Below are 26,693 nucleotides of genomic sequence, written 5' to 3' on the forward strand. Positions count from 1 at the left end.
ATGCCTCAACATAAGACCTGCGCGGTTAACAGAAGGTTTTGCTTTTTAAGATCGCGAAAATTAGAGGCACACCGGTATTAAGGTTAAAAGAGAGTTTCAGTTGCGCGTTACTGGGCCAGATGCGATTGGATCCCCACAAGGCAGCGCGTCATGCAGCTGTCGGCACCAATTGGTAGGGGCTGAAAAACCCCGCTGAGCCGTCCGGTTAACTGCCCGGACGGCTTTTTTTTGGCGCAGCACTGCTGTATGGCTCGCCCGGTGGCGCGAGTGAGAGACAGTCAGGCAGGTCGATGAACGCAGCACTTCCCGAGCAGAGGCCGGATAGCGGCCCCGGTCCCATCCCTCCCGGTCCGACGCCTCCCGGTCGCCCGCCGCGCGAGCCGGTGTTCAACCTGCCGGGCCCGGTGCTGGCGGCACTTGCCGTGATCGTCGTGATCTTCGCCATCCAGTCGATCGTCCCGCCGGATGTCGAGGAATGGATGGTCATCGTCTTCGGCTTTTCGCCGCTGCGCTACGCGCCGGTATTTGCCCCGGACGGGCTTGCCTATCTGTGGACGCCGGTCACCTATTCCCTGCTGCATGGCGGCATTGCCCATCTCGGCTTCAATGCGCTCTGGCTTGCCGCCTTCGGCACGCCGGTCGCCCGCCGCATCGGCCCGCTGCGCTTCCTGCTGTTCTGGATCCTGTCTTCGATTGCCGGCGCCGCCTTCCATCTTGCGGTCAATTTCGGCGATCCGTCGCTGATGATCGGCGCCTCCGGCGTGATATCCGGCCTGATGGGCTCGGCCTGCCGCTTTGCCTTCTCGCCGCCGGTGCTGCGCGCGCCGGGCGTCGTCGCCTGGCCGCGGCTGTCGATCCTGCAGGCGCTGCAGACCCGTACCGTCCTAATGTTCACCATCGCCTGGCTGGTCGGCAATCTGCTGGCGGCCTTCGGCGTCTTTGGCCAGGTCGGCGGCGCGATCGCCTGGGATGCCCATCTCGGCGGTTTTCTCTTCGGCTTCCTGCTGTTCGGTCTGTTCGACCCGCAGCGGTGATCTGCCGTTGGCCGCGGCGGCGGAACCGCGCTTATCTGCGGCGCCCGCGTTGTTATTGCGGATTCCTGCAAATAGAGGCAGACTTGCGATCGCGCGACCCGGTTGGGGGCGGCCGGCAGCGCATGGGACTGTAGCAGAGGAGGACAACATGCCCGTACTCGTGAAAACCATTCTGGACGCAAAGGGCCGCGACGTGGTGACCATCGGTCCGCAGACGACGCTGGCCGAGACCGCAAAAACCCTTGAGACCCACAAGATCGGTGCTGTCGTCGTGGTCGGCATGGAAAACCGCATTGTCGGCATCTTCACCGAGCGCGATCTGGTCAAGGCTGTTGGACAGCGCGGTGCCGCCTGCCTCGACGAGCCGGTCGCAAGCACGATGACGGCGAATGTCTATCGTTGCGGTGACGACACCACGGTCGACGAGCTGATGGAAGTCATGTCATCCCGGCGATTCCGCCATGCGCCCGTCGAGGAAGCGGGCAAGCTTGCCGGCATCATCTCGATCGGTGACGTGGTCAAGAGCCGCATCCGCGAGATCGAAAACGAGGCCGAGCAGATCAAGGCCTATATCGCCGGCTGACAATTCCGGCGCCCGGCGACCGGCCGCGTCTTGCCGGTTCCGTCTCCCGCGTCAGACTGCGCCCCGCCTTGACCGGCGTGGAACGGCGCATCCGTCCTCCATGCGTCGCGGCATGTCGGCAAGAGCGCATGTCGACAATGGAGCATGTCGACAATGGAGCCTGTCGAAGTGGGAGGCGATGGCGAGCGCCATGGCGGCGCTGTGGCCGATCAGCGTGCAATCACTTCCTGCATGCGCCGGATCTCGACGATCCGCGCCTTGGCCTCCTCATAGCCGCGGTCGATCGCTTCGCCGGCCCGGTGGAATTCGGACAGGCCGATATCGTTGACCCGCGGCTGCAGCGCCAGATCCGGCGGATCGCCGGCAAGACGCGCCCGCGACAGCCGGTCCTGAATGATGTTGAAGGCCTGCACCATGACGCTGCCCGCACCGAGGCCGCGCCCCTGGGGCGCCGTTGGTGCCGGCGGCTGGTCGCTGGGCCGGTGCTTGACGACGGCCGAGCGGCCGTAAAGGTCGTAGTTCAGGTTGACCGCCATCACCAGCTGCTGTTCATGCGCGCGACAGACGGAGACCGGTACCGGATTGACCATGGCGCCGTCGACCAGCAGCCGGTTCTCGCTCTTCACCGGCTCGAAAATGCCGGGCAGGGCATAGGAGGCGCGGATCGCGTTGATCAGGCTGCCGCCGTCGATCCAGACCTCGTGGCCGGTGCGCAGTTCGGTGGCGACCGCCACGAAGGGGATCGACAGGTCTTCGATGTTGAGGTCGGCCAGATGCTCCTGCATCCGCTTGGTCAGCCGCATGCCGCCGAGCAGTCCGCCGCCGCCGATGGTCAGGTCCAGCAGGCCGGCAATGCGGCGCATGGTGAGCGAGCGGGCAAAGGTTTCCAGCTCGTCGAGTTTGCCGGCCAGATAGCAGCCGCCGACCAGCGCGCCGATCGAGGTGCCGGCAATCATGCTGACTTCGATCCCGGCCTCGTCGAGCGCCCGCAGCACGCCGATATGGGCCCAGCCGCGCGCCGCACCGCCGCCGAGCGCCAGAGCGATCTTGGCACGAACAGGCTTTGCGGGGGCTTCGTCGTCACCGGGGTGCAGCGGCTCGAGCGCCTTGAGACCCTCGGTCTCGATGGCTGATGTGTGGCGGCTGAGCGTAAAGTTCAGCATGGACGCGGCTCCCGGTATATTAAATGTCCCGAATATTGAATTAGCGCATGACAAGTTTACCATTTCATTTACAGCCCCAATGGGACTGTTCAAAGATGGTGCAGAAAACAACTTGTAACGCAGGCTCGAAGAGTGTGAAGACGGCTTATCAATTGGCCGGCACCCACGAGAGGAGACCGTGCACGCCAAGGCGCCGGCAACGATAATATTGGGCGGTAAAGGCCGGCTCCCGCACCGGGTCGGCGGCGTTTCTCAGGCCTTGTCGGCGCTTTCGGCATAGACCTCTGAGGGGTCGAAATGGCGGTGATCGTCGGTAATCGTCAGGGCGGCCCCGTCGTCGCTGGCGGTCGCCACCCGGTAGAAGCAGGAGCGCCGGCCGGTGTGGCAGGTCGCGTCATGGCCCGCCACCTCGACCTTCAGCCAGATGGCATCCTGGTCGCAGTCGGTGCGCAGTTCCACGACCGTCTGCAGATTGCCGGAGGTCTCGCCCTTCTTCCACAGCGCCTGGCGCGAGCGCGAGAAGTAGTGCGCAATGCCGGTCTCCAGCGTGCGCGACAGCGCCTCGGCATTCATGTGGGCAACCATCAGCAGTTCACCGTCGCGCGCATCCGTCACCACCGCGGTCACAAGACCGTGATCGTCGAATTTCGGAGTGAAGGGGCCATTGCCCTCCAATGCCGATTTGTCGGACGGGGGCGGGGCAAACTCGATCGTCATCGTCGTGTTCCTGCGAAAAGCCTCAGCGGCCGCGCACCATGGTCATGAAGCGCACCTGCTCGGTCGGCTCCTCGAACGAGCCGCGGAAAGTGGTCGTCAGCGTCGTCGAGCCGGATTTGCGCACGCCGCGCATGGACATGCACATATGTTCGGCCTCGATCATCACCGCTATGCCGCGGGGAGCCAGCGCGCTTTCGATCGCCGAGGTGATCTGGGCGGTCATCGCTTCCTGCGTCTGCAGCCGACGGCCGAAGATATCGACCACGCGGGCGAGCTTCGACAGGCCGATCACCCGGTTGTCGGGCAGGTAGCCGATATGGGCCTTGCCGATGATCGGTACCATGTGATGTTCGCAATGGGAAAAGAACGGGATGTCGCGGACAAGCACCATGTCGTTATAGCCGGCCACTTCCTCGAAAGTGGTGCCGAGCACGCTGTCGACGTCGGCGTCATAGCCGCCAAACAGTTCCTGGTAGGCCTTTGCCACGCGCTTGGGCGTGTCCAGCAGGCCTTCGCGGTTCGGATCGTCTCCGGCCCAGCGCAGTAAGACCCGTACGGCCTCTTCGGCCTCTTCGCGGCTCGGTTTGCCCTCCACGGGAACCAGCTTCTTCACAATGGCATCCATACTATTTTTCTCCACGGCAAGCGCGTGTCGCCGCTTTGTCCTTGAATACGGTCCGTAAATGAGGACTTTCCCCCGCCTTGGCAAGTGCGGCTCTCGGTTTTGTCCGGCGCCTTGCTTGGAAAACGCCGTTTTCTTTGATTGGCGCCGGGACATCTCCTATATGGAGGAGAGGCGCTGCTCGGGAAGGGGCTGCGGATACGACGCTGTGTTCGCGCAGGACGCCGCGAACCCTTTTCCGCCGACGCAAATCGGCTCCTGTCATTTCTCGGGCCGGCACGCCGCCCTTGTTTGCCTTCTGGATGTCATGGTCATGGATGAGATTTACAACAGCAAGATCCTCGATTTCGCCGGCAATATCGAGCGCACCGGCGCGCTTGCCGATGCCGATGCCGTTGCCGACAAGCATTCCAAGCTCTGCGGCTCCAAGGTGCGCGTCTACCTGAAGATGGACGGCGATACGGTCAGCGATTTCTCCCACGAGGTGAAGGCCTGCGCCCTCGGCCAGGCCTCGTCCTCGATCATGGCCCGCCACGTGATCGGCGCCACCGCGGACGAACTGCGCCGGGCCCGCACCGCCATGCTCGCCATGCTGAAGGAAGGCGGCGAGGGGCCGGACGGCCGCTTCGAGGACATGCGCTACCTGAAACCGGTCAAGGACTACAAGGCCCGCCATCCCTCCACCATGCTCACCTTCGACGCCGTGGTCGACTGTCTCGACCAGATCGAGGCGAAGGCGGTCGCGACCGCGTGACGGCGCCGGGGCAGATGGCCGGGCTCTTGTTCGCCGGCGACGCCAGTCCAGCTCGGGGCAGGCGTGCGATGACGATGCCGGCTGCCGTTGCCGAACTGTGTGCGGGGGGCGCTCGGGAGCGCTGCGACGGGCGCCGCCGGTTCTCGGCTGTGTCGAGAGACAAAAGGCCCGCCAGCCATGTTCGCGCCGGGCCTACCCCCCTCTGTCCTGCCGGACATCTCCCCCTCAAGGGGGGAGATCGACGTGCGGCACGCGCCCGGCCGCCTCGGATGTCGCATCCGCTGAAGCGGTGCCTCTCGCGTGTCCTCTTCTCTCATCGCGACGATTCCGCAGTCTCCATCAAAGAATATCCTCTCCTTTCTCCCCGAACGCGGCTTGCACCGATTTCCCGCCTCCAACTGATCTCCCCCCTTGAAGGGGAGATGTCCGGCAGGACAGAGGGGTGTATGTCCCAGGCGCTGACCTTCCCGCAGCCACGGGTCCACGCCTCTGGCGCGGCTCGGATCTTTCCGTTTTCCCTAGTCCCGCAGAACCGCGTTTCCTCCCGCCCGGCGCGGCTTGCGCCGATTCCCCGGCTCCAGCCGATCTCCTCCATTGAGGGGGAGATGTCCGGCAGGACAGAGGGGGGTATGCCCCAGGTGTCGACCTTCCCGCAGCCACGGGTCAACGCCCCTGGCGCAGCGTGGATCTTTCCGTTTCCCCTAGTCCCGAAGAACCGCGTTTCCTCCCGCCCGACGCGGCTTGCGCCACGCCTGCGCCTCCAGCCGATCTCCCCCCTTGAGGGGGATATGTCCGGCAGGACAGAGGGGGGTATGCCCCAGGCGCTGACCTTCCCGCAGCCACGGGTCAACGCCTCTGGCGCAGCGTGGATCTTTCCGTTTCGCCTTGTCCCGCAGAACCGCGTTTCCTCCCGCCCGACGCGGCTTGCGCCACGCCTGCGCCTCCAGCCGATCTCCCCCCTTGAGGGGGAGATGTCCGGCAGGACAGAGGGGGGTAGGCCCCAGGCGCTGACTATAGAGAGCATCCCAGACACGTCTCACCGTGGGGCCCGCTGACATGTGCGCCGGCGATCACCATCACCATCCGCGCTCCCGCAACCATCCCGGCCCGTATCGCAAGACCCCGGACCGCCTGCTCGCCATGGGGCTGATCCGCGCCTATCAGCTGACATTTTCCTCCTTGATCGGCCAGGCCTGCCGGCATCAGCCGACCTGTTCGGAATACGGCTATGAGGCGATCGGGCGGCACGGCCTCTGGCAGGGCGGCTGGCTGACCTTGTTCCGGGTCGGACGCTGCGGGCCGGGCGGCACATGGGGTTTCGATCCGGTGCCGGAAACCTTGGCGGGCGATATGCGTTGGTGGGCGCCATGGCGCCTGTTTCGCGTCGGCCACAAGCCTGTCTCGTCAACCAGAGAGGAAAACCAGATGTCCTTTGATCCGGCCGAGCGCCTCCACCTGTTCCATGCGGCGGTCAACGCCATCGATTATCCGGTGCTGCAAGCCATGCTTGCCGAGAACGCCGTCTATCTCTCCGGCGGCACCGGCGATCTGGAAGGCAAGGCGCAGATCATGGCCGCCTTCCGCAAGTATTTCGCCGCCTATCCCGACCAGGTGGCCCATGACGACAGGGTCGAGCGGCTCGGCGATCGCGAGGCCCGCTCCTTCTGGCACCTGACGGCGACCCATGCGCAGACCGGTGCCCCGATGAGCCGCAACGGCGTGGAGACCATCACCTTCGACGAGCGCGGGCTGATCACGACGGTCGTCGTCGAGGACCTCAAGGACTGGAAGTAACCCGCAGCCGCCCGCGCCTTTACTCGCTTGCCTTTTCGGATTATCACGCGAGCCTTCATCATAAGGCATTGCGTGATGCCGCACCGTTTCACCACCCGCATTCGTTGGCGGGACTGGTACAGGAGAGCAGAATGTCCGTTTCCCTTACATTTCCCGATGGCTCCGTGCGCGAATACGACGCTGGCACGACGGGTGCTGCCGTCGCCGAATCGATTTCGAAGTCGCTCGCCAAGAAGGCCGTCGCGATCGCGCTGGACGGCGAACTGCGCGATCTCTCCGATCCCGTGACCAATGGCCGGATCGAGATCGTCACCCGCACCGACCCGCGCGCGCTGGAACTGATCCGCCACGACGCCGCCCATGTGATGGCGGAGGCCGTGCAGGAATTGTGGCCCGGCACCCAGGTCACCATCGGCCCGGTGATCGAAAACGGCTTCTACTACGACTTCAAGCGCCTCCATCCGGACAGCCGCGAGGACTGGCCCTTCACGCCCGACGATCTGCCGAAGATCGAAAAGAAGATGAAGGAGATCATCCAGCGCAACGCCGCCTTCACCAAGCAGGTCTGGTCGCGCGACAAGGCTCGCGACGTGTTCGCCGAAAAGGGCGAGGCCTACAAGGTCGAGCTCGTCGACATGATCCCCGAGGGCCAGGACCTGAAGATCTACAGCCAGGGCGACTGGTTCGACCTCTGCCGCGGCCCGCATATGGCCTCGACCGGCCAGATCGGCACGGCCTTCAAGCTGATGAAGGTGGCCGGTGCCTATTGGCGCGGCGACAGCACCAAGCCCATGCTGACGCGCATCTACGGCACCGCCTGGGCCACCCAGGAGGAGCTCGACAACTATCTCCACATTCTGGAGGAAGCCGAAAAGCGCGACCATCGCAAGCTCGGCCGCGAGATGGATCTGTTCCATTTCCAGGAGGAAGGCCCCGGCGTCGTCTTCTGGCACGGCAAGGGCTGGCGCATGTTCCAGGCGCTGACATCCTATATGCGCCGTCGTCTCGCCGGCGTCTACGAGGAGGTCAACGCCCCGCAGATCCTCGACAAGTCGCTCTGGGAGACCTCCGGTCACTGGGGCTGGTACCAGGAAAACATGTTCGCGGTGAAATCCGCCCATGCCTTCACCCATCCCGATGACGAGGAAGCCGACCAGCGCATCTTCGCCCTGAAGCCGATGAACTGCCCGGGCCACGTGCAGATCTTCAAGCACGGGTTGAAGTCCTACCGCGATCTGCCGATCCGGCTTGCGGAATTCGGCAATGTCCACCGCTACGAGCCGTCCGGCGCCCTGCACGGGCTGATGCGCGTGCGCGGCTTCACCCAGGACGATGCGCATGTGTTCTGCACCGACGAGCAGCTGGCCGCCGAGTGCCTCCGGATCAACGAGCTGATCCTCTCGGTCTACGAGGATTTCGGCTTCCAGGAAGTGGTCGTCAAACTGTCGACCCGCCCGGAAAAGCGCGTCGGTTCGGATGACCTGTGGGACCGCGCCGAGGCGATCATGACCGAGGTGCTGAAGACGATCGAGGACCAGTCGGAAGGCCGCATCAAGACCGGCATCCTGCCGGGCGAGGGCGCCTTCTACGGGCCGAAATTCGAGTACACGCTGAAGGATGCCATCGGCCGGGAATGGCAGTGCGGCACGACGCAGGTCGACTTCAACCTGCCGGAACGCTTCGGCGCCTTCTACATCGACCAGAACTCGGAAAAGCAGCAGCCGGTGATGATCCACCGCGCCATCTGCGGCTCGATGGAGCGTTTCCTCGGCATCCTGATCGAGAACTTCGCCGGCCACATCCCGCTGTGGTTCGCGCCGCTGCAGGTCGTGGTCGCGACGATCACGTCGGAGGCCGACGATTACGGTCGCGAAGTCGCCGAGCAGCTGCGTGACGCCGGCCTGCATGTCGAGACCGACTTCCGCAACGAGAAGATCAACTACAAGGTCCGCGAGCACTCGGTCACCAAGGTGCCGGTGATTCTGGTCTGCGGCAAGCGCGAGGCGGAAGAGAAGAGCGTCAACATCCGCCGTCTCGGTTCGCAGAACCAGACGGCGATGCCGCTTGCCGAAGCGATCGCGCTGCTTTCCGGCGAGGCAACGCCGCCCGACCTGAAGCGCAAGCTTCTGGCCCGCGCGCAAAGGGAAGCGGACGCGGCGGCCAGCGCCTCCTAGGGGCGCCGGATCGAACGGGTCTGAGATCAGGCGGCGGGTCGTTTTTGACGACCCGCCGTTTTTATGTCATCGCCTTGTCACGAATGGCGCCCATAGCACGGTAACAACGACGGAGCGCTGATGTGCAATTCGAGGAACTGACCTATTCCAACGCTGCCGATCCGCGGCTGAAGCGTTGGTTGATCCGCTCGATCGAAAACCTCTCGGGCCGGGACCGCTATGCCCGTCTCTACGACATCTGGCGCACCGACATCGTCGGCAAGTCGGACCGCACCTTCGGCAAGATGCTCGACCTGATCGACGTCCATCTGGAGATCTCCGGTCAGTGGCCACCGATCGACATTCCCGAAGGTCCGATCGTCATCGTCGCCAACCATCCGTTCGGCATCGGTGACGGTATCGCCGTTCTCGCCATGGCCGAGCAGCTCGGCCGACCCTTCCGCGTGCTGATCAACAACGAGCTGCTGAAGGTGCCGGAAATGGCGCCTTACTCGCTGCCGGTCTCCTTCGAGGAGACCAAGGAAGCACTGGCGCTCAACATGAAGACCCGCCACGAGGCCGTCCGGCTGCTGAAGGAAGGCGTCACCATCGTCGTCTTCCCGGCCGGCGGCGTGGCCACCGCGAAGAAGGGCTTCGGGGCCGCCGAGGATCTGCCGTGGAAGATCTTCCCGGCAAAGCTCATCCAGTCGGCCAATGCCAGCGTCGTGCCGGTGCATTTCGCCGGCCAGAACGGCCGCCTGTTCCACCTGGCAAGCCGGATCTCGATGACCTTGCGCGTCTCGCTGCTGATCCGCGAATTTGCCCGGCTGTCGGGCTCGACGATTGCAGCCAGCGTCGGCCGGCTGATGCCCGCAGACGAACTGGCGGCCATTCCCGACCGCAAGCTGTTGCTGGCCAAGCTCTATGACGCCGTGTTCTCGATGAGCGAAAAGGCCCGTCCGCCGAAGGTGCGCGGCGTGCGCTCCATCCGCCGCTTGCGCTTCGGCCGCCAGAAGGCCGCCTGAGCCGCCCATGCCCGGGGCGCCGGTTGTCTGCCGGGGCCGACACCGTGCCGATCAGTCGGTTTCCTCGAAGGTCGGGCCTGTGTCGACCGGCGCGCCGCCGTCGGCGCCGGAGCCGCCCAGCATCAGTTCGACATCCTTGTTGACGCCGGCAGCGACGCTGAAATCGGTCTGGTAGATCTTGTCCTTGTTGCGGGCAACGGCGGTATATTCGCCCTCCGACAGCACCATGGTCGGAAAGGCCGACACGCTTTCGCCGACGATGTCGCCGGCCGAGGTGAGGATCGACCAGGCGGTATCGGCAATTGCCTCGCCGCCCTTTTGCGACACCAGCTTGAAATTGATCTGGGCTGCCCGGTGCTGGATCGAGGCCTCGATCAGCTTGCCGGGCTCGACCTTGATGTCGGCCCGCACCTGCGCATTCAGCTTCCCGTATTCCGAGACGATGTGATAGGTGCCGGCATTCAGCCGCACGATGGTGTTCGGCTTGACGGCCGACATCACCATGCGGCGCTCGCCGTTCTCCCCGACATCCTCGGAATAGATCGAGAATTTCAGTTGCTGGGCGGGAATGCGCGTATCGTCGCCGGACACGGCGTTGAGCACCAGGCCGCCGGCGTCGAGCACCATGACCTGATGCGCCACTTCGCCGTCGGCGGTGACCGAAAGCTTCTTGGTCGCCCCGGCACGCCCGAAGGCGACATTGACGAAATAGTCGCCGGGCGACAGATGGAAATCGGCGGTGCCCCCGCGAAAGCTCGCCACCAGCGGCAGCTTGCCGTCATCGCCGGGGATCGGCGAGAATACGCGCCAGGACAGCCCTTCCTGCATCGGCTCGCTGTCCGAAGTCAGCCGCGCCTCCATCGAGACGTCCTTGGTACCGGCCGCGACCGACGAGCCGGCATTCGGCAGAATCGGTGAAAACGCTTCCACCTTCGGCATTTTCGGCGCGCCGCTCAGCTGCTTGAATTCGGAGAAGGCGTTTTCCGCATCCGCCTGTTGCGCGCACGCGGCCGATGCGAGCAGAAAAACTCCGAAAATGGCGGCAAGCACGGGCTTGGCCGGACACAAGGCTGACATGGAGACGGGCACCGGTTGACTTCTTGATCCAGGAAAGCAAGTTCAAGCGCAATGGCGTGGCTTTTTCAAGTCCGCATGCCCCACGTCCCTCAGGAGTCCCAATGAAAGCCAGTCCGAATACAAGCCTGCTCGACTATCTGAAAACCCGACGCTCGACCCCGGCGTTCCAGATGTGCGAGCCGGGTCCGTCGAAACCGGAGCTCGAGGAGATCCTGCGCCTGGCGATCCGCGTGCCCGATCACGGCAAGATCGCGCCCTGGCGTTTCATCGTCTATCGCGGCGAGCGCCGGGCCGAACTCAGCGCCGAACTGCTGAAAATGGCACTGGAGAACAAGCCGGACCTCAGCGCCGAAATGATCGAGGTCGAGCGCACCCGGCTGACCAGGGCGCCGGTCGTCATTGCCGTCATCTCGACCGCGGCGCCGCACGTCAAGGTGCCGGAATGGGAACAGGTGATGTCGGCCGGCGCCGTCTGCCTCAACCTGCTGATGGCCGCCAACGCCCATGGCTATGTGTCGAACTGGCTGACGGAATGGTATGCCTTCGACGGGCGCGCCCTTGAACTTCTGGGCGTGAGAGACGGCGAGAAGCTCGCGGGCTTCATCCATATCGGCTCGACGGAATTCCCGGTCACCGAACGGCCGCGTCCGGAGCTTGCCGAGGTCGTCAGCTGGGATGGAGGAGATCTCTGATGTTCTATGACACCGAAACCAATGGTCACGGCATGGAGCGCGATCCGTTCAAGGCGATCGTCGTGCCGCGGCCGATCGGATGGATCGGCACGCGCGGGCGCGACGGGGTCAACAATCTCGGCCCCTATTCCTTCTTCAACGCGGTCTCCGACCGGCCGAAACTGGTGATGTTTTCCTCCACCGGCTACAAGGACAGCGCCCGCAATGCGCAGGAGACCGGCGTCTTCACCTGCAATTTCGTCAGCCGCAATCTTCTCGACCGGATGAACCAGTCCTCGGCGGCCTATCCCTCGGAGATCGACGAATTCGCGGAGGCGGGACTGACGCTCGGGCAGGGGCGAATGATCGACGCGCCCTATGTCGCGGACGCCTTCGCCGTGCTCGAATGCAAGGTGACCGAGATCATCCGGCCGAAGGGTCTGGACGGCGAGGCGAGCGACAACTGGGCGGTCTTCGGCCAGGTGGTCGGCATCCATATCCGCGAGGAGATCATCGTCGACGGTCGGCTGGACATGGCCCGCGCCCGTCCTGTCGCCCGCATGGGCTATATGGATTATGCCGAAGGCAGCGATGTCTTCGAGGTCCTGCGCCCGTCGATGAACCGGTCGTGACGACTCAATCCTGACCGGCCGCTGCCGGGCGTGCCGCACGGCCCCGCCGGATGACGCCGGAAAATCCTTGAGCGGTGGCGCTGGCCGTCTGCGCGGCCAGGTCTTGCGCCGCCTCCACCTCGGAAAGCACCGCATGGGCCGGCACGCCGGCGGCGGCCGCGGCCAGCAGCACCAGCCCGGTCGCCGTCCGCACGCCGGCCGAGCCCTGCGGCGCCTTCAGCCTTGCGGCGAGCGATTCGGCGTCGAAGGCCAGCGCGGCGACCCGTGGTGACGCGGCGGCAAGGGAGGCTGCCGAAAACAGCGCGGCGGGATGGACACCGAACAGCACGATGATGCCGGTGCTGCCGTCGCGCCGTCCCGACACCACCTCTTCGACGCGCAGCAGTGTGCAGAGCCTCTCGATCATCGCCGGCGTCTGCGCCTCGACGATCACGGCACAGGCTTCGAGCGCAACCGCGAGCGCGATCTGACGCTCTGTCGGCAGGTTGTCCTGCGGCTCTGCGATCAGGCAGGCAAGCGCTGCCGAATCGCGCCCTTGCCGCAGCGTCTGCGTAAGCTCCGCCCAACCGTCATCCGGCCCCCCAAGACCACGCAGGTCGAGGATCCTGGTCTCTGCGGCCGGCCCGTCCTCTGCGCCGGCGCCTGTTGGCGCTGCCGCCTGCAGATGCCAGACCGGCAGGGCTTCGAACCTCTGCGCCATGCTCTTTTCCGGCTTCGATGAACGCTCTGAAAACATGGTGAACCAATCTTAAACTTTTGCGATCTAATATATATCCAAGGCGCGCACAGTATTGGCGAGCGGGTGTTGGTGAGTAGGACCGGACGTGATTGTACAGGCTTTTCTTCGCTGGGCCGATAAGGCAAAGGCAAACGACAGGGCGCAAGCCGCAAATGCTTTGGCACGGGCCTACATAACCTCCGGCATGGCGCCGGCAGAAAAGCGCGCAGCCGCGATCGCGATGACCTATCTGCTGGACGATCCCGCCCCGCAGGTGCGGGTTGCGCTGTCGCGGGCGCTTGCGCCGTCGGCCGATGCGCCGCATTCCATCGTGTTGGCGCTTGCCGAAGACCAGCTGGAAATCGCAGCCCCCGTTATTCTTTCCTCGCCGGTGCTGTCGGCCGCCGACCTCGTCGATCTGGCCGCCGGCGGCAGTGCCCATACCCGCGCCCTGATCGCCTCGCGCCCCTCGCTCGACATCCGGGTGGTGGCGGCCCTGGCAGAGGTTGCCGGTGTCGAGGAACTGCTGATCCTGCTTGAAAACCCGACGGCCCGTTTCGGCCGGGTGGCGCTGCGCCGCATGGCCGAACGCCACGGTGCCGATGCCAGCCTGCGCGAATGCCTGCTCAACCGCGAAGATCTGCCGGTCGATGCGCGCCACGTGCTGGTCGAACATGTCTCCGACGCGGTCTCGGGCCTGCTGCTTGTCACCGCCGCCATGGGCCGCATGCGCGCCGAAAAGATCGCCGGGGAAGCCAAGGTCAGCGCCGCACTGGAACTCGCCGGTCAGGGTGATGCGCAGGAATGCGACGCGCTGGTCGAACAGATGCGCGCAAGGGGCGAGCTGACACCGGCCTTCCTGATGCAGGTCCTCTGCGCCGGCCGCACCGATTTCTTCGCCGGTGCTCTTTCAGCGCTGACGCAGATGGAAGAGCGCCGCGTGCGCTCGATTCTCGCGACCGGCCGCTACCATTCCGTCCGCGCGCTGATCGAAAGCGCCGGCCTGTCGCGCAGCGTCAGTTCGCTGTTCGTCGATGCGATCCTGCTCTGGCGCCAGACGCTGGAACAGGCGCCGCATGTCGCGGTCTGCGATGTGCTGGAAAAGCTGGTCGAGCGCAGCGGCAAGGTGGGCGAGACCGATGGCGATGCGGCCGAGCTGCTCGAGATCGTGGTGAAATTCCAGCGTCTCGAAGAGCGCCGCCGCGCCCGCGATTTCGCCTCGGCCCTGTCCCTGGCCGCCGCCTGACGGCATCCCTCACCATCATCACGCAAGCTGTGATTGGCCCCGTGTAGCCGACAGCCGGGAAGGCTGGAAGGCTGCGGCGCGTCAGTGCTTGACGCGCTTGGCGACCCAGGAATAGCTGTCGGTAATCACGTGCAGCGGTGCGGTGAACACCATGCGCACGCGCTCCTTGCCCGGCAGCGCACGCTTGATGGTTTCGAGGGCACGGGCTGCCAGGTTCTCATGCGCATGCGGGTCGTCCGCCGGAACCGCCCCGGGGAGGGCTGCCGCAGGCGGTGTGCTGCCGCTGCCCGCCGGCGGCAAAGCGGCGACCTGACCGTCGGCGTTTTCCCCGCCCTCGTCCGACAGGTCGGAAAGGTCCTGCTTGACCGCCCCCGGCGTCGGCGCATCTTCCGGCCGCACGGCACCGCCTGGAAGCGCGGCAACCTGTTGGCCGGGCTTCTGGCATACGGCGATCACGGTCGGATAGTTGATGTCGCCATAGCCGTCGAGAATGTTTTCCGACGCCGCGTCGCAAAGCTCGACGCTGACATAGCGCTCGCGCGCCGTGTCGACGTATTTGCACTGATTGAGGCCGTCGTCACAGCCCAGAATGGTCATCATAATCAGTGCCGCCTGCATGGCTTCGCCTCATTCGTCTCGGTTCGGGTCGAAGGGGCAGAATGCAGAGGATTGTGCCGCAAGCAAGGCCGTGTTTTGCAGGCGGCTTGGCTGACCGGGTATTTGCCACCCGGCGGGCCGCCAAGCCCGGTATCCGGGCCGGTTATTGCGGCCGGGCCAAAACCTTGAAGGCGTAGAACTGGTTTTTCTGCTCTGCCGAGAAATTGTTGTCGGCGGCGAGAATCAGCAGATCCGTGCCGTCCTTCGCCTTGGCAAAGGTCATTGCCTCGATATTGTCCGGCTCCAGTCCGATGCCGCGCAGGTCGAGCAGCTGGGACTTGCGGACCGGGACGATGCCGGCATCGGTCTTGGCAAGCGCGGCGATGTCGCTGACATCGGTGGCGCCGTCGAGGTCGATCATGAACAGCTTGATGCTGCTGCCTAAGCCCTCGGCGAAGCCGCGCTCCAGCACCAGCAGACGGTGTTCGTCGAGCGCCAGCATTTCCGGCACGCCATTGTCGTTCCAGCCGCCGGACTTGTCGGGCGCCTGCGGGATCGGCGATACCGGGTAGACATACTGCGCCTTCGCCTTGCCGGTCTTGGCATCGTAGCGGATCATCCGGGCGAGGCTGCCGGTCGTCAGGCTTGCGGCCGGGCCATCCTGATGGAGCGCTGCCTCCAGTCCGACGATCACATCGCCGGAAGGCAGCACGGTGACGCTTTCGAAGGCATTGTTGTTGCGGATGCCGCTTGACCGGTCGGCCGTCGGGGCAAAGCCGTCGGGCAGGTCGAATTCGCGGAGGAAGGCGCCGTCGCGGTCGTTGACCCGCAGGAACGGCGAAACGCCGGCCTTGGCGTCGCCCTCGCTCGACCAGTAGACGCCCCCGGCCGTCACGCGGATGGCTTCCGGATCGACGCCCTTTGCGGCAAACGGCTTGCCGTCCCGGTCGCGCAGCACCGTTGTCCTGGCGACGCTCACGCCTTTCAGTCCGTCAGTGTCGACATCGATATCGAGGTCGTAGAAGCGGGCCGGCGCCTTTTCCGAGCGGTCGTGGGAAATCGCCACATAGCGACCGCTCGCCGGATCGAAGTCGAGACCGGAAATGCCGCCGAATTCCACGCCGTCGAACACCGTGCCGGTCGGAATGGAGAATGCGCCGAGATAGCCGAGCGCCAGATGCGCTGTGCAATCGCCGAACGGGCAGGGGGTATCGACCACCGTTGCGATCTCGGTTGCCGATGCGGCCCGTGCGACCGCGATCACCAGCGCGGCGACAGTGAAAAAGGTTTTGGTCATGGAAAAACCTCGGGGACGCTTCGCTGTCTGGGGCGCGGCGACGAATGGATAATCGAATAGCCCTCTTGTCGCCGATTTCGATGTCAGGCGTGTGAAGGACCGATCCGTCCGGCAGGGATCGAGCAGATGGCCGCCCGGCGTGGCAGAACGGACACGGCCGCCGCATCCCGGCTCGGGAAAGCGACGGTTCGCACTTGGCCGCGCGTATCAAACATGACAAACAGACACATCTTTCCCGATGTGTCTTGCTGCAAAGCCGTTTCATGTTTTCCCGTTTTTTGACGTTTTATCGCCCCTACCGGGTGCTCTTCTTTCTCGACTTCGGCTGCGCGGTGCTGTCCGGCCTGCTGGAGCTCGGCTTTCCGATGGCGGTGAAGCTGTTCGTCGACCGGCTGATGCCGAGCGGCGACTGGCGGCTGATCGTGGCCGCCTCGGTCGCCCTGATCGTCATCTATGTGCTCAACACCGGCTTGATGGCGACGGTCACCTATTGGGGCCATATGCTCGGCATCAATATCGAGACCGACATGCGCCGGCTCGCCTTCGCCCATGTGCAGAAGCTGTCCTTCCGCTATTTCGACAACGCCAAGACCGGTCACCTGATCACCCATCTGACCAAGGACCTGGAAGAGATCGGCGAGGTCGCCCATCATGGTCCCGAGGATGTGTTCATCGCGGTGATGACCTTTATCGGCGCCTTCCTGCTGATGCTGTCGGTCAATGTGAAGCTCGCCCTGCTGACCGCCCTGATCGTGCCGCTGACGGCCTGGCTCACCGGCCGCTACGGGGCCCGGATGACCGAGAATTTCCGCGCGCTCTACAGCCGCATCGGTGCCTTCAACGTGCGGATCGAAGAGAATGTCGGCGGCATCCGCGTCGTCCAGGCCTTCGCCAACGAGGATCACGAGCGTCGCCTGTTCGAGAGCGAGAACCAGAGCTACCGCACGACCAAGCTTGCCGCCTACCGGATCATGGCCGCCAATGTGTCGATGAGCTATATGAGCATGCGGCTGGTGCAGATGGTGGTGATGATCGCCGGCGCCTGGCTGGTGCTGAAGAACGAGCTGTCGGCCGGCGGCTTCGTGTCCTTCCTGCTGCTGGTCGCCGTCTTCTTCCGCCCGGTCGAGAAGATCAATTCGGTTCTGGAAAGCTATCCGAAGGGGATTGCCGGTTTTCGCCGCTTCCTCGAACTGATGGACACCGAGCCGGAGATCGCCGATGCGCCGCATGCGGTTGAGGCCCCGGCCTTGCGCGGCGCCATCCGCTTCGATCACGTGGCCTTCGGCTATAGCGATGGCCGCACGGTGCTCGACGGCGTCGACCTGTCGATCGCGCCTGGCGAGACGATCGCCTTTGTCGGCCCGTCCGGTGCCGGCAAGACCACGCTCTGTTCGCTCCTGCCGCGCTTTTACGAGCCGACCTCGGGCCGTATCCTGGTCGACGGGCTGGATGTGCGCGATGTCACGCTCGCGTCGCTGCGCGGCCAGATCGGCATCGTCCAGCAGGATGTCTTCCTGTTCGGCGGCTCGGTGCGCGACAATATCTGCTACGGCCGGCTCGGCGCCTCCGATGCCGATGTCTGGGCGGCGGCGCGCAAGGCGCGGCTCGATGGCGTCATCGAGGCCATGCCGCATGGTCTCGACACGACCATCGGCGAGCGCGGCGTCAAGCTGTCCGGCGGACAGAAGCAGCGCATGGCGATCGCCCGCATGTTCCTGAAAAATCCGCCGATCCTGATCCTCGACGAGGCCACCTCGGCGCTCGACACCGAGACAGAGCGGGCGATCCAGCAATCGCTGTCGGAGCTTGCCGAGGGCCGCACGACGCTGGTCATCGCCCACCGGCTGGCCACCATCCGCGACGCCGCCCGCATCGCCGTGGTCGATCGCGGCGGCATAGTCGAGATCGGCAGCCACCGCGAGCTGATCGCGAGGAACGGCGCCTATGCCCGGTTGCACCGGGCGCAGTTCGGCTCGCAGGCGGCAGAGTAATCTCTAGCGGTCGGAGCGGATGACGGTCTTGTGCAGGACGGCGACTTCGCCGTCCTCATCGCGCACGGAGATGATTTCCGTCTCGGTTTCCGTGCGGGGTGTGGTCGTTGCCTCGCGCACATCGGACAGCTCCACCTCGCGCATCCATTCGCGCCAGATCGACACCATCAGCGCCATCAGCACCGGGCCGATGAACAGGCCGAGCAGGCCCATGGTCTTCACCCCGCCGACAAGGCCGAAAAAGGTCGGCAGGAAGGGCAGCTTGATCGGTCCGCCGATCAGCCGCGGGCGGATGGTCTTGTCGACGATGAAGAGTTCGACCGCACCCCAGGCAAACAGCGCTATGCCCGCGACATAGGAGCCGCTCGCCAGCAGATAGAGCGAGACGAGGGTAAAGGAGAGCGGTGCACCGCCGGGGATCAGGGCCATGATGCCGGTGATCAGGCCGAAGGTGACGGGCGAGGGGACGCCGGCCAGCCAATAGGCCGTGCCGAGCACCAGGCCCTCGCCGATGGCGATCAGCGTCATGCCGGTGACGGTCGAGCTGATGGTGGCCGGCACCACGCGGGAAATCCGCTCCCAGCGGGTCGGCAGGATGCGCTCGCCGAGCAGGTCCACCTGCCGGGTGAAGCTGGAGCCGTCGCGATAGACAAAGAACAGGGTGATCAGCATGAACAGCAGCGTCAGCACCAGGTGGAAGGCGCTGCCGCCGGTCGCCACCACCGCGCGGTAGATATTGCCGATATGGGCGCCGCTGACGATCTGCATCAGGTCGCCGATCGCGCCGGGATTGCCGATATAGGCAGCCCATTGATGTCCGAGCCAGCCGCCGATCACCGGCAGGCGCAGGATCCACATCGGCGGCGGCGCGCCGAACTTGTTGACCTCTGCCGCCCAGCCGATCCATTCGCGCACCTCGCCCACCGTATAGGTGATGGCGATGCTGATCGGCACGATGAGGAAGAGCAGGATGAACAGGATGGCCAGGCTTGCGGCAATTGTCCGGCTGCCGCCGACGCGCGCGACCAGCCGCGTGTAGAGCGGCCAGCTGGCAAAGGCGAGCACCAGCGCTGCCAGCATCGGCACGACGAAGCCATGGAAGAAATAGATGCCGGCGATGACGATCAGCACCAGCAGCCAGCGCGCCGCCGTGATCGGCGGAATGAGCGCCGTGCCGTTACGGGCGACCGGCCCGAGCCAGCGGGGCGCGTTCTGCGGCTTTCTGTGTTCTTTGTCTGTCAAGAGCTCTGGTCATCCGCCTTCAAGTCCCTGTGCATATGTGCCCCTTGTGGCCGTCGTGCAAGCACAAAGCGCCAGGGGTGGGCTGAAGAGATGCGTTTGCTGCGGGATTCCTTCAGACGAAATGTCAGAGACGCTGCACGCTAAGGGGAGCTGGATCGGCGAACGCGTCCTGCGCGCCGATCAGGTTCAACTCGCGCCTTTTCAGCGCCATGGTCTTTTCGAACAAAGCCAGGATGCTGGACGCTGTCTTCGACAGCGCCTGATCGAGCGATGCATCCGACAGCAGATGGGCGAGGAAGAGGGCCGATGTGCAGTCGCCGGCGCCATTCGGAGCGGGATCGAGCGGCAGCAGCGGGGTGGTGACGAGATATTGTGCGCCGGACGCCGACGAGGCAAGCATCTGGATCTCGTCGCTTTTCGTGTCCTCGTGGATCAGCGAGGTCAGCAGCACCGTGTCCGGTCCCATCTCGTGTGCTGCCCGCGCGGCCATCCGGGCGTCGTCCAGCGTGGTGATCGTGCGGCCGGTCAGATATTCCAGTTCGAACTGGTTCGGCGTGATGATCGTGGCGCGCGACAGCGCCCGGTCGCGGAAATAGTCGGGAATGCCGGGGCGGACGAAAAAGCCGCGGCCGACATCGCCCATCACCGGGTCGCAAAGCCAGACGGCCTTTTCCGGCAGGCGCTCCCGCAATGCCAGAATGATGTCGCCGACCGCCGGATCGCCGAGATAGCCGGTCAGCAGGGCATCGGTCCTGTCCAGCACCCCGCGTGCGCCCAGCCCGTCGATGACGGCCTCGATATGGGCGGCGGAAAACACCTCGCCGGTCCATTCGCCGTAACCGGTATGGTTGGAAAACTGCACGGTATTGATCGCCGTGACTTCGTGGCCGAGCCGCTGCAGCGGAAACACCGCGGCGCGATTGCCGACATAACCGAAGGCGACATGCGACTGGATGGACAGGATCTGCTTCATGGATCAACGCGATAGCCGATGGAACGATGGCAGAAGCAGTAAAGCCAATGGCCGCGCGATGCCAACCGAAATTTGTCATCATGACAAGGGCAGCCCGTCGGCAGCGGTGCCCGGCGCCGGGCAGGGCCAGGCATCGGGCGGAACCCCCGGCATATCGTCGGCCGCGCCGCCGATATGCCGGGCAGGGCCGTGGTCAGTCTTCGAACGCGGTAATGTCGCGGCCGGTGCTCTGCTGCAGCGGACGGTTGTTGTGCTTGTAGAACTTGTGGAACGCGCTGATCTGCTTCTCAGAAGCGGTGATCGGCTTTTCCATGACCAGCCAGCTGACGCCTTCGGTGCAGGGCGGTGTCGTCAGCGAGCCGGAAAAGCGATAATATTTGCCGTCCGCCGGCAGCAGCTTGGTGATGTCGAATGCGGCATCGCTGAAGGCCGCCGGCGCGGCGCCCGCCTTCGGCGTCTTGGCAAACAGCGCTGCCAGGTCCGGATTGGCCTTGCCGCGCTTGACCATGACGGCCAGCACCGCCAGCGACCCGTCGGCCGCCTTGTTGACGAAGTGGACCTCCATCGGGAAGGCCACGCCCTTGATATGGTTTTCGCTCGGCGTGTGGAAATGGAACTGCGCCAGCGTATAGGTCTTGCCGTCCAGCGTCAGCGTATTGCCGTCGGCGACATCGGCCTGCACCGTATGGCCGTTATTGACGATGTCCTTCGGGCCGAACGTGTAGTGCAGGTCGAGCTTGCTCAGCGGCGCCGCCTTGCCCGGATGGATGTCGATCGGCGACTGGCTGGTCCCGCTGCCGCAGGCCTTGAACGCGTCGGAGAGGGTGGACCAGTGCTCCGGCCCTGTTTTGCCGTCATAGCTCCAGTGCGGGGCGGTTTTGGTCTCGGCGAGGGCCGGTGCCGCGACGCTGGAAGCGGCCAGTACAAGGGCGAGACAGAGAGGGGCGGAGCGCATGGGGAATTCCTCAAATGTGATGGAGGGTTGGAAGGGGCCTTCAATCAGCCCGGTGGGTCCGGGCCTTTAAAACGAGCCCCGGCGTCTTGGACCGTCCGACGATGACATCCCATCCCGGCCTGGCCGCCAAGAAGGGCCGTTGCCCGCCCAATAGACACAGGAGGGATTGCAGAAATGTAGCGGCAACCGGGCGAAAATCGGGCAAGTTCGGGATGATACTAAGACGCATGCTTCGTATAAGATGCGTATGCAAACTAGATCGACTTTGGGTAGTCGAAACAGCGGGGGAACTGGAGGACGAACGGGAAAGCGCAAGCTGTTGCGCCTTGGCGGAGAGCCAGGTTGGCAAAGCAAGCCGGGCGGCTGCAGCCTACCCCTGTTGCGGTTGATCACCACGTCGTCCATGCGGGAAAGCCGACCCATGCGAATAGCGCCATCTTTATAGGCGCCGTCACCGGATCAACGGAATTCACGACCACGTCACGCTACCTGGCCGGGGCGTGCGCAGCCGTGAATTCATCTTGGATGCTAGCGGGAAGGCCAGTCAATTCGCATCAAAGCGATCACTTGTGATCCTTGTTGTATTGATTGACCTCCGTCTGGAGGTGAGCCTTGATCGCCTTCTTGACATTCAACCAGCATGTATAGGGATCTTTCCATCCGTTCATATGCTCCTTGGCGATGATCTTCGCTGTAGGGCCGAATTTGTTGAGGTAATCATATTTCGCGGCCTTGAACTGGTCTACGTCGAGATCCGCGAAGTAGAACATCAGCATATTCCATTTAGACGTGAGGCGCCCAAGAGATAAAGAGAATTCTTTAAAAGCTTTGGCATCCTTTTTGATGGCGTCGATATCTTTGAATGTAACGGCCATTTATGAATTCCTTAAATAAGTTGAACTCTTTTTGCTCCTTTGTGTTGCTGGTTTGCGCGAAAAGGTTCGCAGCCATGGCGCAATATTTGATTTTTTGCCGTGCCCGCATGGATGCGCCGACTGGAAAACCTCTCGCGGTCTGCCAGGCTGTTGCAGGATTTGAGAAAGTTGCCGGCGCGCCCCGCAGGGGATATCGCGAGATCCGCAACAGGAGAGGCGGCGGGCCTGCTGCATCACGGGGATGGCGAACCACAGCCGGCAGGCCGGGGGACCATCGCGGCGTGCCGGAGCCGTACCCTCATTCATCGACGCAGCGGGCCTTGCAAAATGCGCGTCCGATTTCCGGCAGATGCCGTCGTCCTCATGGCACGGTGTGGGCATAGCGCGTCGGCGTGCACCGACGCGTCAGGTCTCAGATGTCGAGATTCTCGGCGAACTCGGCGCGCTCCTGGATGAAGCGGAAACGGGCTTCGGGCTTGGTGCCCATCAGCGCGTCGACCGCACCGCGGGTGCCCTCGAAATCCACCTCGTCGATCTCGACCCGAAGCAGCGTGCGCTTGGCCGGATCCATGGTGGTTTCCTTCAGCTGCGCCGGCATCATTTCGCCCAGGCCCTTGAACCGGCCGATCTCGACCTTCTTGCCCTTGAACACCGTTTCCATCAGTTCTGCCCGGTGCGCATCGTCGCGCGCATAGACGGTCTTGGCCCCCTGACGGATGACATAGAGCGGCGGCACGGCCAGATAGAGATGGCTGCCGCGCACCAGTTCGGGCATTTCCTGGTAGAAGAAGGTGATCAGCAGCGAGGCGATATGCGCGCCGTCGACATCGGCATCGGTCATGATGATGATCCGCTCGTAGCGCAGGTCCTCGTCGCGATATTTCGTCCGCGTGCCGCAGCCGAGCGCCTGGATCAGGTCGGCGATCAGCTGGTTGGCATGCAGCTTGTCGCGACCGGCGCTGGCGACGTTGAGGATCTTGCCGCGCAGCGGCAGGATCGCCTGGTTGGAGCGGTTGCGCGCCTGCTTGGCGGAGCCACCGGCGGAATCGCCCTCGACGATGAACAGCTCGGCGCCCTCGGCGGTGTTCTGCGCGCAGTCGGCAAGCTTGCCCGGCAGGCGCAGCTTGCGCACCGCCGTCTTGCGCGAGACTTCCTTCTCCTTGCGCCGGCGAAGGCGCTCCTCGGCCCGCTCGATCACCCATTCCAGCAGCTTGGCCGCCTCGTTCGGATTGTCGGCGAGATAGTGGTCGAAGGGATCGCGCAGCGCGTTCTCGACGATGCGTTGCGCCTCGACGGTCGCCAGCTTGTCCTTGGTCTGGCCGACGAATTCCGGCTCGCGGATGAAGACCGAGAGCATGCCGACGGCCGAGATCATCACGTCGTCGGTGGAAATCTGCTGGGCGCGCTTGTTCTGGGTCAGCTCGGCATAGGCCTTCAGGCCCTTGGTCAGCGCAATCCGCAGGCCGCTTTCATGCGTGCCGCCCTCAGGCGTGGGAATGGTGTTGCAGTAGGAATGGATCTGCGGATCGCCGCCATACCAGGTGACGGCCCATTCCATGGCGCCGTGGCCGCCGGTCTTCTCGGTCTTGCCGGCGAAGATCTCGCGGGTGACGGTAAAATCCTTGCCGAGGGTGGCGGCCAGATAGTCCTTCAGCCCGCCGGGGAAGTGGAAGACCGCCTTGTCGGGGATCTCGCCGCCTTCCGGCACGACGCCCGGATCGCAGGACCAGCGGATCTCGACGCCGCCGAACAGATAGGCCTTCGAGCGCGCCATGCGGAAGATGCGGCCGCCGTCGAATTTCGCGCCGTCGCCGAAGATCTGCGCGTCCGGGCGGAATCGCACACGGGTGCCGCGCCGGTTCTGCACATCGCCGAGTTCCTCTAGCCCGCCGACCGGCACGCCCCGTGAAAACCGCTGGCGGTAGAGCTTGCGATTGCGCGCAACCTCGACTTCCAGATCGTCGGAGAGCGCGTTGACCACCGAAACGCCGACGCCATGCAGGCCGCCGGAGGTCTCATAGGCCTTGCCGTCGAACTTGCCGCCGGCATGCAGCTTGGTGAGGATCACTTCGAGCGTCGACTTGCCGGGCACCTGTGGATGGTTCTCGACCGGGATGCCGCGTCCGTTGTCGGTCACCGTCAGATAGCCGTCGGCGCCCAGATGCACGTCGATGAAATTGGCATGCCCCGCCACCGCCTCGTCCATCGAGTTGTCGATGACTTCGGCAAACAGGTGATGCATCGCCTTTTCGTCGGTGCCGCCGATATACATGCCGGGCCGCATGCGCACCGGCTCCAGGCCTTCGAGCACGCGGATCGAGGAGGCGCCGTAGTCGTCGCCTGCATTGCCGTTCCCGGCCGGTGGGGCAGGGGCTGCCGGGCGTGCGTCTGCTGCCGGGCGCGCAGCGGCCGGCCGGCTCTCGGCTGCGGGGGCCTCGGGCGCTGCCGGCTTCTGGCCGCCGGGCACACCGGAAAAAAGGTCGTTGTCTTCCATCGTCAATCGGTACCGTGAACTCTGTCGGGTCGGCGCGCTGAGCGGCAAGGGGGCGATCCGCATCTCGGGGGGTAGCCCCGGCTCCGCGAATCGGCGAGATTTTGCCAGAAAGGCAGGTCGGACGCGAGCTTGCCGCATATCGCGTGCAGGTATGGGCCGGATTGTTGGGGGCCGCGCGCCGCGAAGGCAAGCCCCTTGCCCCTCACTGGCCCCGTTGGAGACCAATGTCCACAAGTCATTTCCCCCGCTTTGCATTTTTCGCCCTGCTCACGGCGCTTGTCGCCCTGCCGCTGCCGCTGCGGGCGGCCGGTGCCGATGGTCCGCTGGCCCCTTACCGCGACGACCAGTTCGCCGGCCAGGCGGTGTTGTCCAGCGACGACAACGGCGATTTCGAGGTGCTCGACTATCAGGAGCTGCGCGACATCAATGGCCGCGACCGCATTCCCGAGCGCCGGGTCAAGGATGCCTATGTTTCGCTCGGCGTGCGCCGCCAGCAGCAGAACCAGACGCTGTCGCTGCCCAATGGCACGCTCCAGCTCGCCCGCGTCGGTGTCGACCAGGGACAGGCCTTTACCGTCATCTTCATCCATGGCCGGGGTGGCGACCGCCGCCTCGGTGTCAACGATTTCACCTTCGGCGGCAATTTCAATCGCCTGAAGAACCTGGTGGTGCGCGCCCATGCCACCTATTACGCGCCGAGCGTGCCGGCCTTCGACACCGGCGGCGTTGCGCTGATCGGCGATCTGATCGCCCATGCGAAATCAAGCTCCGGCGGCAAGCCGGTGGTGCTGGCCTGCGCCTCGATGGGCAGCATTCTCTGCTGGGGGGCGGCCCGCGACCAGACCGTCGTCGACAATCTCGCCGGCATGATGATCATGGGCGGCGCCCCCGATCCGGACTATGCCAAGAGTGCCGGCTATGCGGCAAAGCTGCCGATCTATTTTACCCATGGCGGCAATGATCCGGTCTATGCGCCCGATGCCCAGATCGCGCTCTACCGCAAGCTCCATGCCAGGGGCGAGGCCACCCGCTTCCGGCTGTTTGCCACCGGCTCGCACGGCACGCCGGTCCGGATGACCGACTGGCGCGAGGCGCTGAATTTCCTCCTGACACGCTAATAGACGCCGCGTAATTCGCCTCATTCCCCCTGCAATCGATTAAATCGGCGGCTTATCTTTCTATCCCCTGTCAGGTTTGCTAGAGGGCTTGTCGTGACAATACAGACGGAGGACTGCATGACGCCGGAAATTCGCCCGCTCGTCGCTGGCAATTGGAAGATGAACGGCACGCGGTCAGCGCTTCCGCAGATCAAGGCGATTGCCGAAGGCATCGAGGGCCCGCTCGGCGCAAAGCTCGACGTGCTGCTCTGCCCGCCGTCGACGCTGCTGTATGTGGCGACCGCGCTCTGCGACGAAAGCCCGCTCCTGATCGGCGCGCAGGACTGCCACCAGCAGGTCTCCGGCGCCCATACCGGCGACGTGTCGGCCGAGATGATCGCCGACTGCTTCGGCACCCATGTGATCGTGGGCCATTCCGAGCGGCGCAAGGACCATGCCGAAACCGACCATCTGGTGCGCGCCAAGGCCGAGGCGGCGCATGCGGCCGAACTGACGGCGATCGTCTGCATCGGCGAGACCGGCGACGAGCGCTCCGCCGGCCAGGCGCTCGACGTGCTGAAGCGCCAGCTCGACGGCTCGCTGCCTGACGGTTTGACGGCGCAAAACACCGTGATCGCCTATGAGCCCGTCTGGGCGATCGGCACCGGTGTGACGCCGACGCCCGACGACGTGAAGGCCGCCCATGCCTTCATCCGCGCCGAGCTGACATCCCGTTTCGCGGAGGAGGGCGCCAGGACCCGCATTCTCTATGGCGGCTCGGTCAATCCGCGCAATGCCGCAACGCTGATGGCGATCGACAATGTCGATGGTTGCCTGGTCGGCGGCGCGAGCTTGAAGGCGGAGGACTTCCTCGCCATATACCGCGTCTATGAGGGGCTTCTGGCCTGACAGATGATCTCGGCGACCCGCCCGCGCTCGCCCGTTTGGGCTAGCGCAGGCACCGCCGGTTGAAGGGCGAATTT

23 protein-coding genes and 2 pseudogenes are annotated in these 26,693 nt (G+C 64.5%); 13 read left to right on the forward strand and 12 right to left on the reverse strand.

All coding sequences use genetic code 11. The annotated features are described in order from the left end of the window. Window positions 1–290 precede the first annotated feature (290 nt). Window positions 291–1,034, forward strand: coding sequence for a rhomboid family intramembrane serine protease (locus J2Z17_RS06960; protein ID WP_209943468.1), 744 nt, complete (start codon window positions 291–293; stop codon window positions 1,032–1,034). 148 nt (window positions 1,035–1,182) lie between these two features. Beyond that, a complete protein-coding gene (locus J2Z17_RS06965; RefSeq protein WP_209943469.1) occupies window positions 1,183–1,617 on the forward strand; it encodes a CBS domain-containing protein in 435 nt (144 codons plus the stop codon). 209 nt (window positions 1,618–1,826) lie between these two features. Here J2Z17_RS06965 and J2Z17_RS06970 read toward each other — a convergent pair whose 3' ends face one another. From J2Z17_RS06970 to folE, 3 genes are all read right to left on the reverse strand, one after another. After that, window positions 1,827–2,780, reverse strand: coding sequence for a patatin-like phospholipase family protein (locus J2Z17_RS06970; RefSeq protein WP_209943470.1), 954 nt, complete (start codon window positions 2,778–2,780; stop codon window positions 1,827–1,829). A 252-nt stretch (window positions 2,781–3,032) separates the two neighbouring features. After that, window positions 3,033–3,497 carry a phosphoribosyl-AMP cyclohydrolase gene (hisI, locus tag J2Z17_RS06975; RefSeq protein ID WP_209943471.1) on the reverse strand — a complete coding sequence of 155 codons (465 nt, stop codon included), beginning with the start codon at window positions 3,495–3,497 and terminating at the stop codon, window positions 3,033–3,035. A gap of 22 nt (window positions 3,498–3,519) precedes the next feature. Then, window positions 3,520–4,122 carry a GTP cyclohydrolase I FolE gene (folE, locus tag J2Z17_RS06980; protein WP_209943473.1) on the reverse strand — a complete coding sequence of 201 codons (603 nt, stop codon included), beginning with the start codon at window positions 4,120–4,122 and terminating at the stop codon, window positions 3,520–3,522. A gap of 310 nt (window positions 4,123–4,432) precedes the next feature. Between folE and J2Z17_RS06985 the strand changes: the two genes are divergently transcribed. From J2Z17_RS06985 to J2Z17_RS07000, 5 genes and pseudogenes are all read left to right on the forward strand, one after another. Next, complete coding sequence (locus tag J2Z17_RS06985; RefSeq protein WP_209943475.1) at window positions 4,433–4,873, forward strand: iron-sulfur cluster assembly scaffold protein; 441 nt, start codon at window positions 4,433–4,435, stop codon at window positions 4,871–4,873. A 1,056-nt stretch (window positions 4,874–5,929) separates the two neighbouring features. Continuing rightward, a pseudogene (gene yidD / locus J2Z17_RS25160) lies at window positions 5,930–6,268 on the forward strand (membrane protein insertion efficiency factor YidD); the annotation flags it as partial. A 75-nt stretch (window positions 6,269–6,343) separates the two neighbouring features. Next, window positions 6,344–6,667: pseudogene (locus J2Z17_RS25165) on the forward strand (nuclear transport factor 2 family protein); the annotation flags it as partial. A gap of 131 nt (window positions 6,668–6,798) precedes the next feature. Then, the gene (thrS, locus tag J2Z17_RS06995) at window positions 6,799–8,841 is read left to right on the forward strand and encodes a threonine--tRNA ligase (protein WP_209943479.1); all 2,043 of its coding nucleotides are present in this window, start codon (window positions 6,799–6,801) and stop codon (window positions 8,839–8,841) included. 122 nt (window positions 8,842–8,963) lie between these two features. Further along, a complete protein-coding gene (locus tag J2Z17_RS07000; protein WP_209943481.1) occupies window positions 8,964–9,845 on the forward strand; it encodes a lysophospholipid acyltransferase family protein in 882 nt (293 codons plus the stop codon). A gap of 51 nt (window positions 9,846–9,896) precedes the next feature. On the opposite strand, the gene J2Z17_RS07005 is transcribed toward J2Z17_RS07000, so the two are convergent. Next, window positions 9,897–10,922, reverse strand: a complete 1,026-nt coding sequence (locus J2Z17_RS07005; RefSeq protein ID WP_245223912.1) for a hypothetical protein — start codon at window positions 10,920–10,922, stop codon at window positions 9,897–9,899. A gap of 101 nt (window positions 10,923–11,023) precedes the next feature. Here J2Z17_RS07005 and J2Z17_RS07010 point away from each other — a divergent pair, with 101 nt between their 5' ends. Together J2Z17_RS07010 and J2Z17_RS07015 are read left to right on the forward strand one after the other, a co-directional pair. Then, the gene (locus J2Z17_RS07010) at window positions 11,024–11,614 is read left to right on the forward strand and encodes a nitroreductase family protein (protein WP_209943483.1); all 591 of its coding nucleotides are present in this window, start codon (window positions 11,024–11,026) and stop codon (window positions 11,612–11,614) included. Then, a complete protein-coding gene (locus J2Z17_RS07015) occupies window positions 11,614–12,225 on the forward strand; it encodes a flavin reductase family protein (RefSeq protein ID WP_209943485.1) in 612 nt (203 codons plus the stop codon). Before J2Z17_RS07010 ends, J2Z17_RS07015 begins: the two co-directional genes overlap by 1 nt. 4 nt (window positions 12,226–12,229) lie before the next feature. On the opposite strand, the gene J2Z17_RS07020 is transcribed toward J2Z17_RS07015, so the two are convergent. Then, a complete protein-coding gene (locus J2Z17_RS07020; protein WP_209943487.1) occupies window positions 12,230–12,925 on the reverse strand; it encodes a hypothetical protein in 696 nt (231 codons plus the stop codon). A 124-nt stretch (window positions 12,926–13,049) separates the two neighbouring features. Here J2Z17_RS07020 and J2Z17_RS07025 point away from each other — a divergent pair, with 124 nt between their 5' ends. Beyond that, entirely contained in the window at window positions 13,050–14,189 is a 1,140-nt protein-coding gene (locus J2Z17_RS07025) for a DUF2336 domain-containing protein (protein WP_209943489.1), read from the forward strand. A gap of 81 nt (window positions 14,190–14,270) precedes the next feature. Here J2Z17_RS07025 and J2Z17_RS07030 read toward each other — a convergent pair whose 3' ends face one another. Then, the gene (locus J2Z17_RS07030; protein WP_209943491.1) at window positions 14,271–14,789 is read right to left on the reverse strand and encodes a hypothetical protein; all 519 of its coding nucleotides are present in this window, start codon (window positions 14,787–14,789) and stop codon (window positions 14,271–14,273) included. Between the two features lie 160 nt (window positions 14,790–14,949). Next, window positions 14,950–16,083, reverse strand: a complete 1,134-nt coding sequence (locus J2Z17_RS07035) for an esterase-like activity of phytase family protein (RefSeq protein WP_209943493.1) — start codon at window positions 16,081–16,083, stop codon at window positions 14,950–14,952. A gap of 263 nt (window positions 16,084–16,346) precedes the next feature. Here J2Z17_RS07035 and J2Z17_RS07040 point away from each other — a divergent pair, with 263 nt between their 5' ends. Further along, window positions 16,347–18,074: an ABC transporter ATP-binding protein gene (locus J2Z17_RS07040; protein ID WP_209943495.1), complete on the forward strand. Its 1,728-nt coding sequence runs from the start codon at window positions 16,347–16,349 to the stop codon at window positions 18,072–18,074. 3 nt (window positions 18,075–18,077) lie between these two features. On the opposite strand, the gene J2Z17_RS07045 is transcribed toward J2Z17_RS07040, so the two are convergent. The 5 genes from J2Z17_RS07045 to parE all read right to left on the reverse strand — a co-directional run bounded on the left by J2Z17_RS07045 (window position 18,078) and on the right by parE (window position 24,613). After that, entirely contained in the window at window positions 18,078–19,316 is a 1,239-nt protein-coding gene (locus J2Z17_RS07045; protein ID WP_209943497.1) for an AI-2E family transporter, read from the reverse strand. 124 nt (window positions 19,317–19,440) lie between these two features. Further along, window positions 19,441–20,289: a pyridoxal kinase PdxY gene (gene pdxY, locus J2Z17_RS07050; protein WP_209943499.1), complete on the reverse strand. Its 849-nt coding sequence runs from the start codon at window positions 20,287–20,289 to the stop codon at window positions 19,441–19,443. Between the two features lie 193 nt (window positions 20,290–20,482). Then, window positions 20,483–21,244: a carbonic anhydrase gene (locus J2Z17_RS07055; RefSeq protein ID WP_209943501.1), complete on the reverse strand. Its 762-nt coding sequence runs from the start codon at window positions 21,242–21,244 to the stop codon at window positions 20,483–20,485. A 563-nt stretch (window positions 21,245–21,807) separates the two neighbouring features. Then, window positions 21,808–22,119, reverse strand: coding sequence for a hypothetical protein (locus J2Z17_RS07060; RefSeq protein WP_209943502.1), 312 nt, complete (start codon window positions 22,117–22,119; stop codon window positions 21,808–21,810). Window positions 22,120–22,531: 412 nt separating this feature from the next. Further along, the gene (gene parE / locus J2Z17_RS07065) at window positions 22,532–24,613 is read right to left on the reverse strand and encodes a DNA topoisomerase IV subunit B (RefSeq protein ID WP_209943503.1); all 2,082 of its coding nucleotides are present in this window, start codon (window positions 24,611–24,613) and stop codon (window positions 22,532–22,534) included. A 224-nt stretch (window positions 24,614–24,837) separates the two neighbouring features. Here parE and J2Z17_RS07070 point away from each other — a divergent pair, with 224 nt between their 5' ends. Then, window positions 24,838–25,731: an alpha/beta hydrolase gene (locus J2Z17_RS07070; RefSeq protein WP_209943504.1), complete on the forward strand. Its 894-nt coding sequence runs from the start codon at window positions 24,838–24,840 to the stop codon at window positions 25,729–25,731. A 117-nt stretch (window positions 25,732–25,848) separates the two neighbouring features. Continuing rightward, window positions 25,849–26,619 (forward strand): triose-phosphate isomerase, encoded by a 771-nt coding sequence (gene tpiA / locus J2Z17_RS07075; protein ID WP_209943505.1) that lies wholly within the window; start codon window positions 25,849–25,851, stop codon window positions 26,617–26,619. The last annotated feature ends 74 nt before the right edge of the window (window positions 26,620–26,693 follow it).

Origin of the sequence: Heterorhizobium halophytocola, assembly GCF_017873095.1 — a bacterium.
In the GTDB taxonomy this organism is placed as follows: domain Bacteria; phylum Pseudomonadota; class Alphaproteobacteria; order Rhizobiales; family Rhizobiaceae; genus Allorhizobium; species Allorhizobium halophytocola.

Bases quoted from the DNA above. Each gene is read 5' to 3' on its own strand.
- J2Z17_RS06960 (WP_209943468.1), top strand. From the start codon at position 291: ATGAACGCAGCACTTCCCGAGCAGAGGCCGGATAGCGGCCCCGGTCCC.
- J2Z17_RS06965 (WP_209943469.1), top strand. From the start codon at position 1,183: ATGCCCGTACTCGTGAAAACCATTCTGGACGCAAAGGGCCGCGACGTG.
- J2Z17_RS06970 (WP_209943470.1), bottom strand. From the start codon at position 2,780: ATGCTGAACTTTACGCTCAGCCGCCACACATCAGCCATCGAGACCGAG.
- hisI (WP_209943471.1), bottom strand. From the start codon at position 3,497: ATGACGATCGAGTTTGCCCCGCCCCCGTCCGACAAATCGGCATTGGAG.
- folE (WP_209943473.1), bottom strand. From the start codon at position 4,122: ATGGATGCCATTGTGAAGAAGCTGGTTCCCGTGGAGGGCAAACCGAGC.
- J2Z17_RS06985 (WP_209943475.1), top strand. From the start codon at position 4,433: ATGGATGAGATTTACAACAGCAAGATCCTCGATTTCGCCGGCAATATC.
- thrS (WP_209943479.1), top strand. From the start codon at position 6,799: ATGTCCGTTTCCCTTACATTTCCCGATGGCTCCGTGCGCGAATACGAC.
- J2Z17_RS07005 (WP_245223912.1), bottom strand. From the start codon at position 10,922: ATGTCAGCCTTGTGTCCGGCCAAGCCCGTGCTTGCCGCCATTTTCGGA.
- J2Z17_RS07010 (WP_209943483.1), top strand. From the start codon at position 11,024: ATGAAAGCCAGTCCGAATACAAGCCTGCTCGACTATCTGAAAACCCGA.
- J2Z17_RS07015 (WP_209943485.1), top strand. From the start codon at position 11,614: ATGTTCTATGACACCGAAACCAATGGTCACGGCATGGAGCGCGATCCG.
- J2Z17_RS07020 (WP_209943487.1), bottom strand. From the start codon at position 12,925: ATGGCGCAGAGGTTCGAAGCCCTGCCGGTCTGGCATCTGCAGGCGGCA.
- J2Z17_RS07030 (WP_209943491.1), bottom strand. From the start codon at position 14,789: ATGATGACCATTCTGGGCTGTGACGACGGCCTCAATCAGTGCAAATAC.
- J2Z17_RS07035 (WP_209943493.1), bottom strand. From the start codon at position 16,083: ATGACCAAAACCTTTTTCACTGTCGCCGCGCTGGTGATCGCGGTCGCA.
- J2Z17_RS07040 (WP_209943495.1), top strand. From the start codon at position 16,347: ATGTTTTCCCGTTTTTTGACGTTTTATCGCCCCTACCGGGTGCTCTTC.
- pdxY (WP_209943499.1), bottom strand. From the start codon at position 20,289: ATGAAGCAGATCCTGTCCATCCAGTCGCATGTCGCCTTCGGTTATGTC.
- J2Z17_RS07055 (WP_209943501.1), bottom strand. From the start codon at position 21,244: ATGCGCTCCGCCCCTCTCTGTCTCGCCCTTGTACTGGCCGCTTCCAGC.
- J2Z17_RS07060 (WP_209943502.1), bottom strand. From the start codon at position 22,119: ATGGCCGTTACATTCAAAGATATCGACGCCATCAAAAAGGATGCCAAA.
- parE (WP_209943503.1), bottom strand. From the start codon at position 24,613: ATGGAAGACAACGACCTTTTTTCCGGTGTGCCCGGCGGCCAGAAGCCG.
- J2Z17_RS07070 (WP_209943504.1), top strand. From the start codon at position 24,838: ATGTCCACAAGTCATTTCCCCCGCTTTGCATTTTTCGCCCTGCTCACG.
- tpiA (WP_209943505.1), top strand. From the start codon at position 25,849: ATGACGCCGGAAATTCGCCCGCTCGTCGCTGGCAATTGGAAGATGAAC.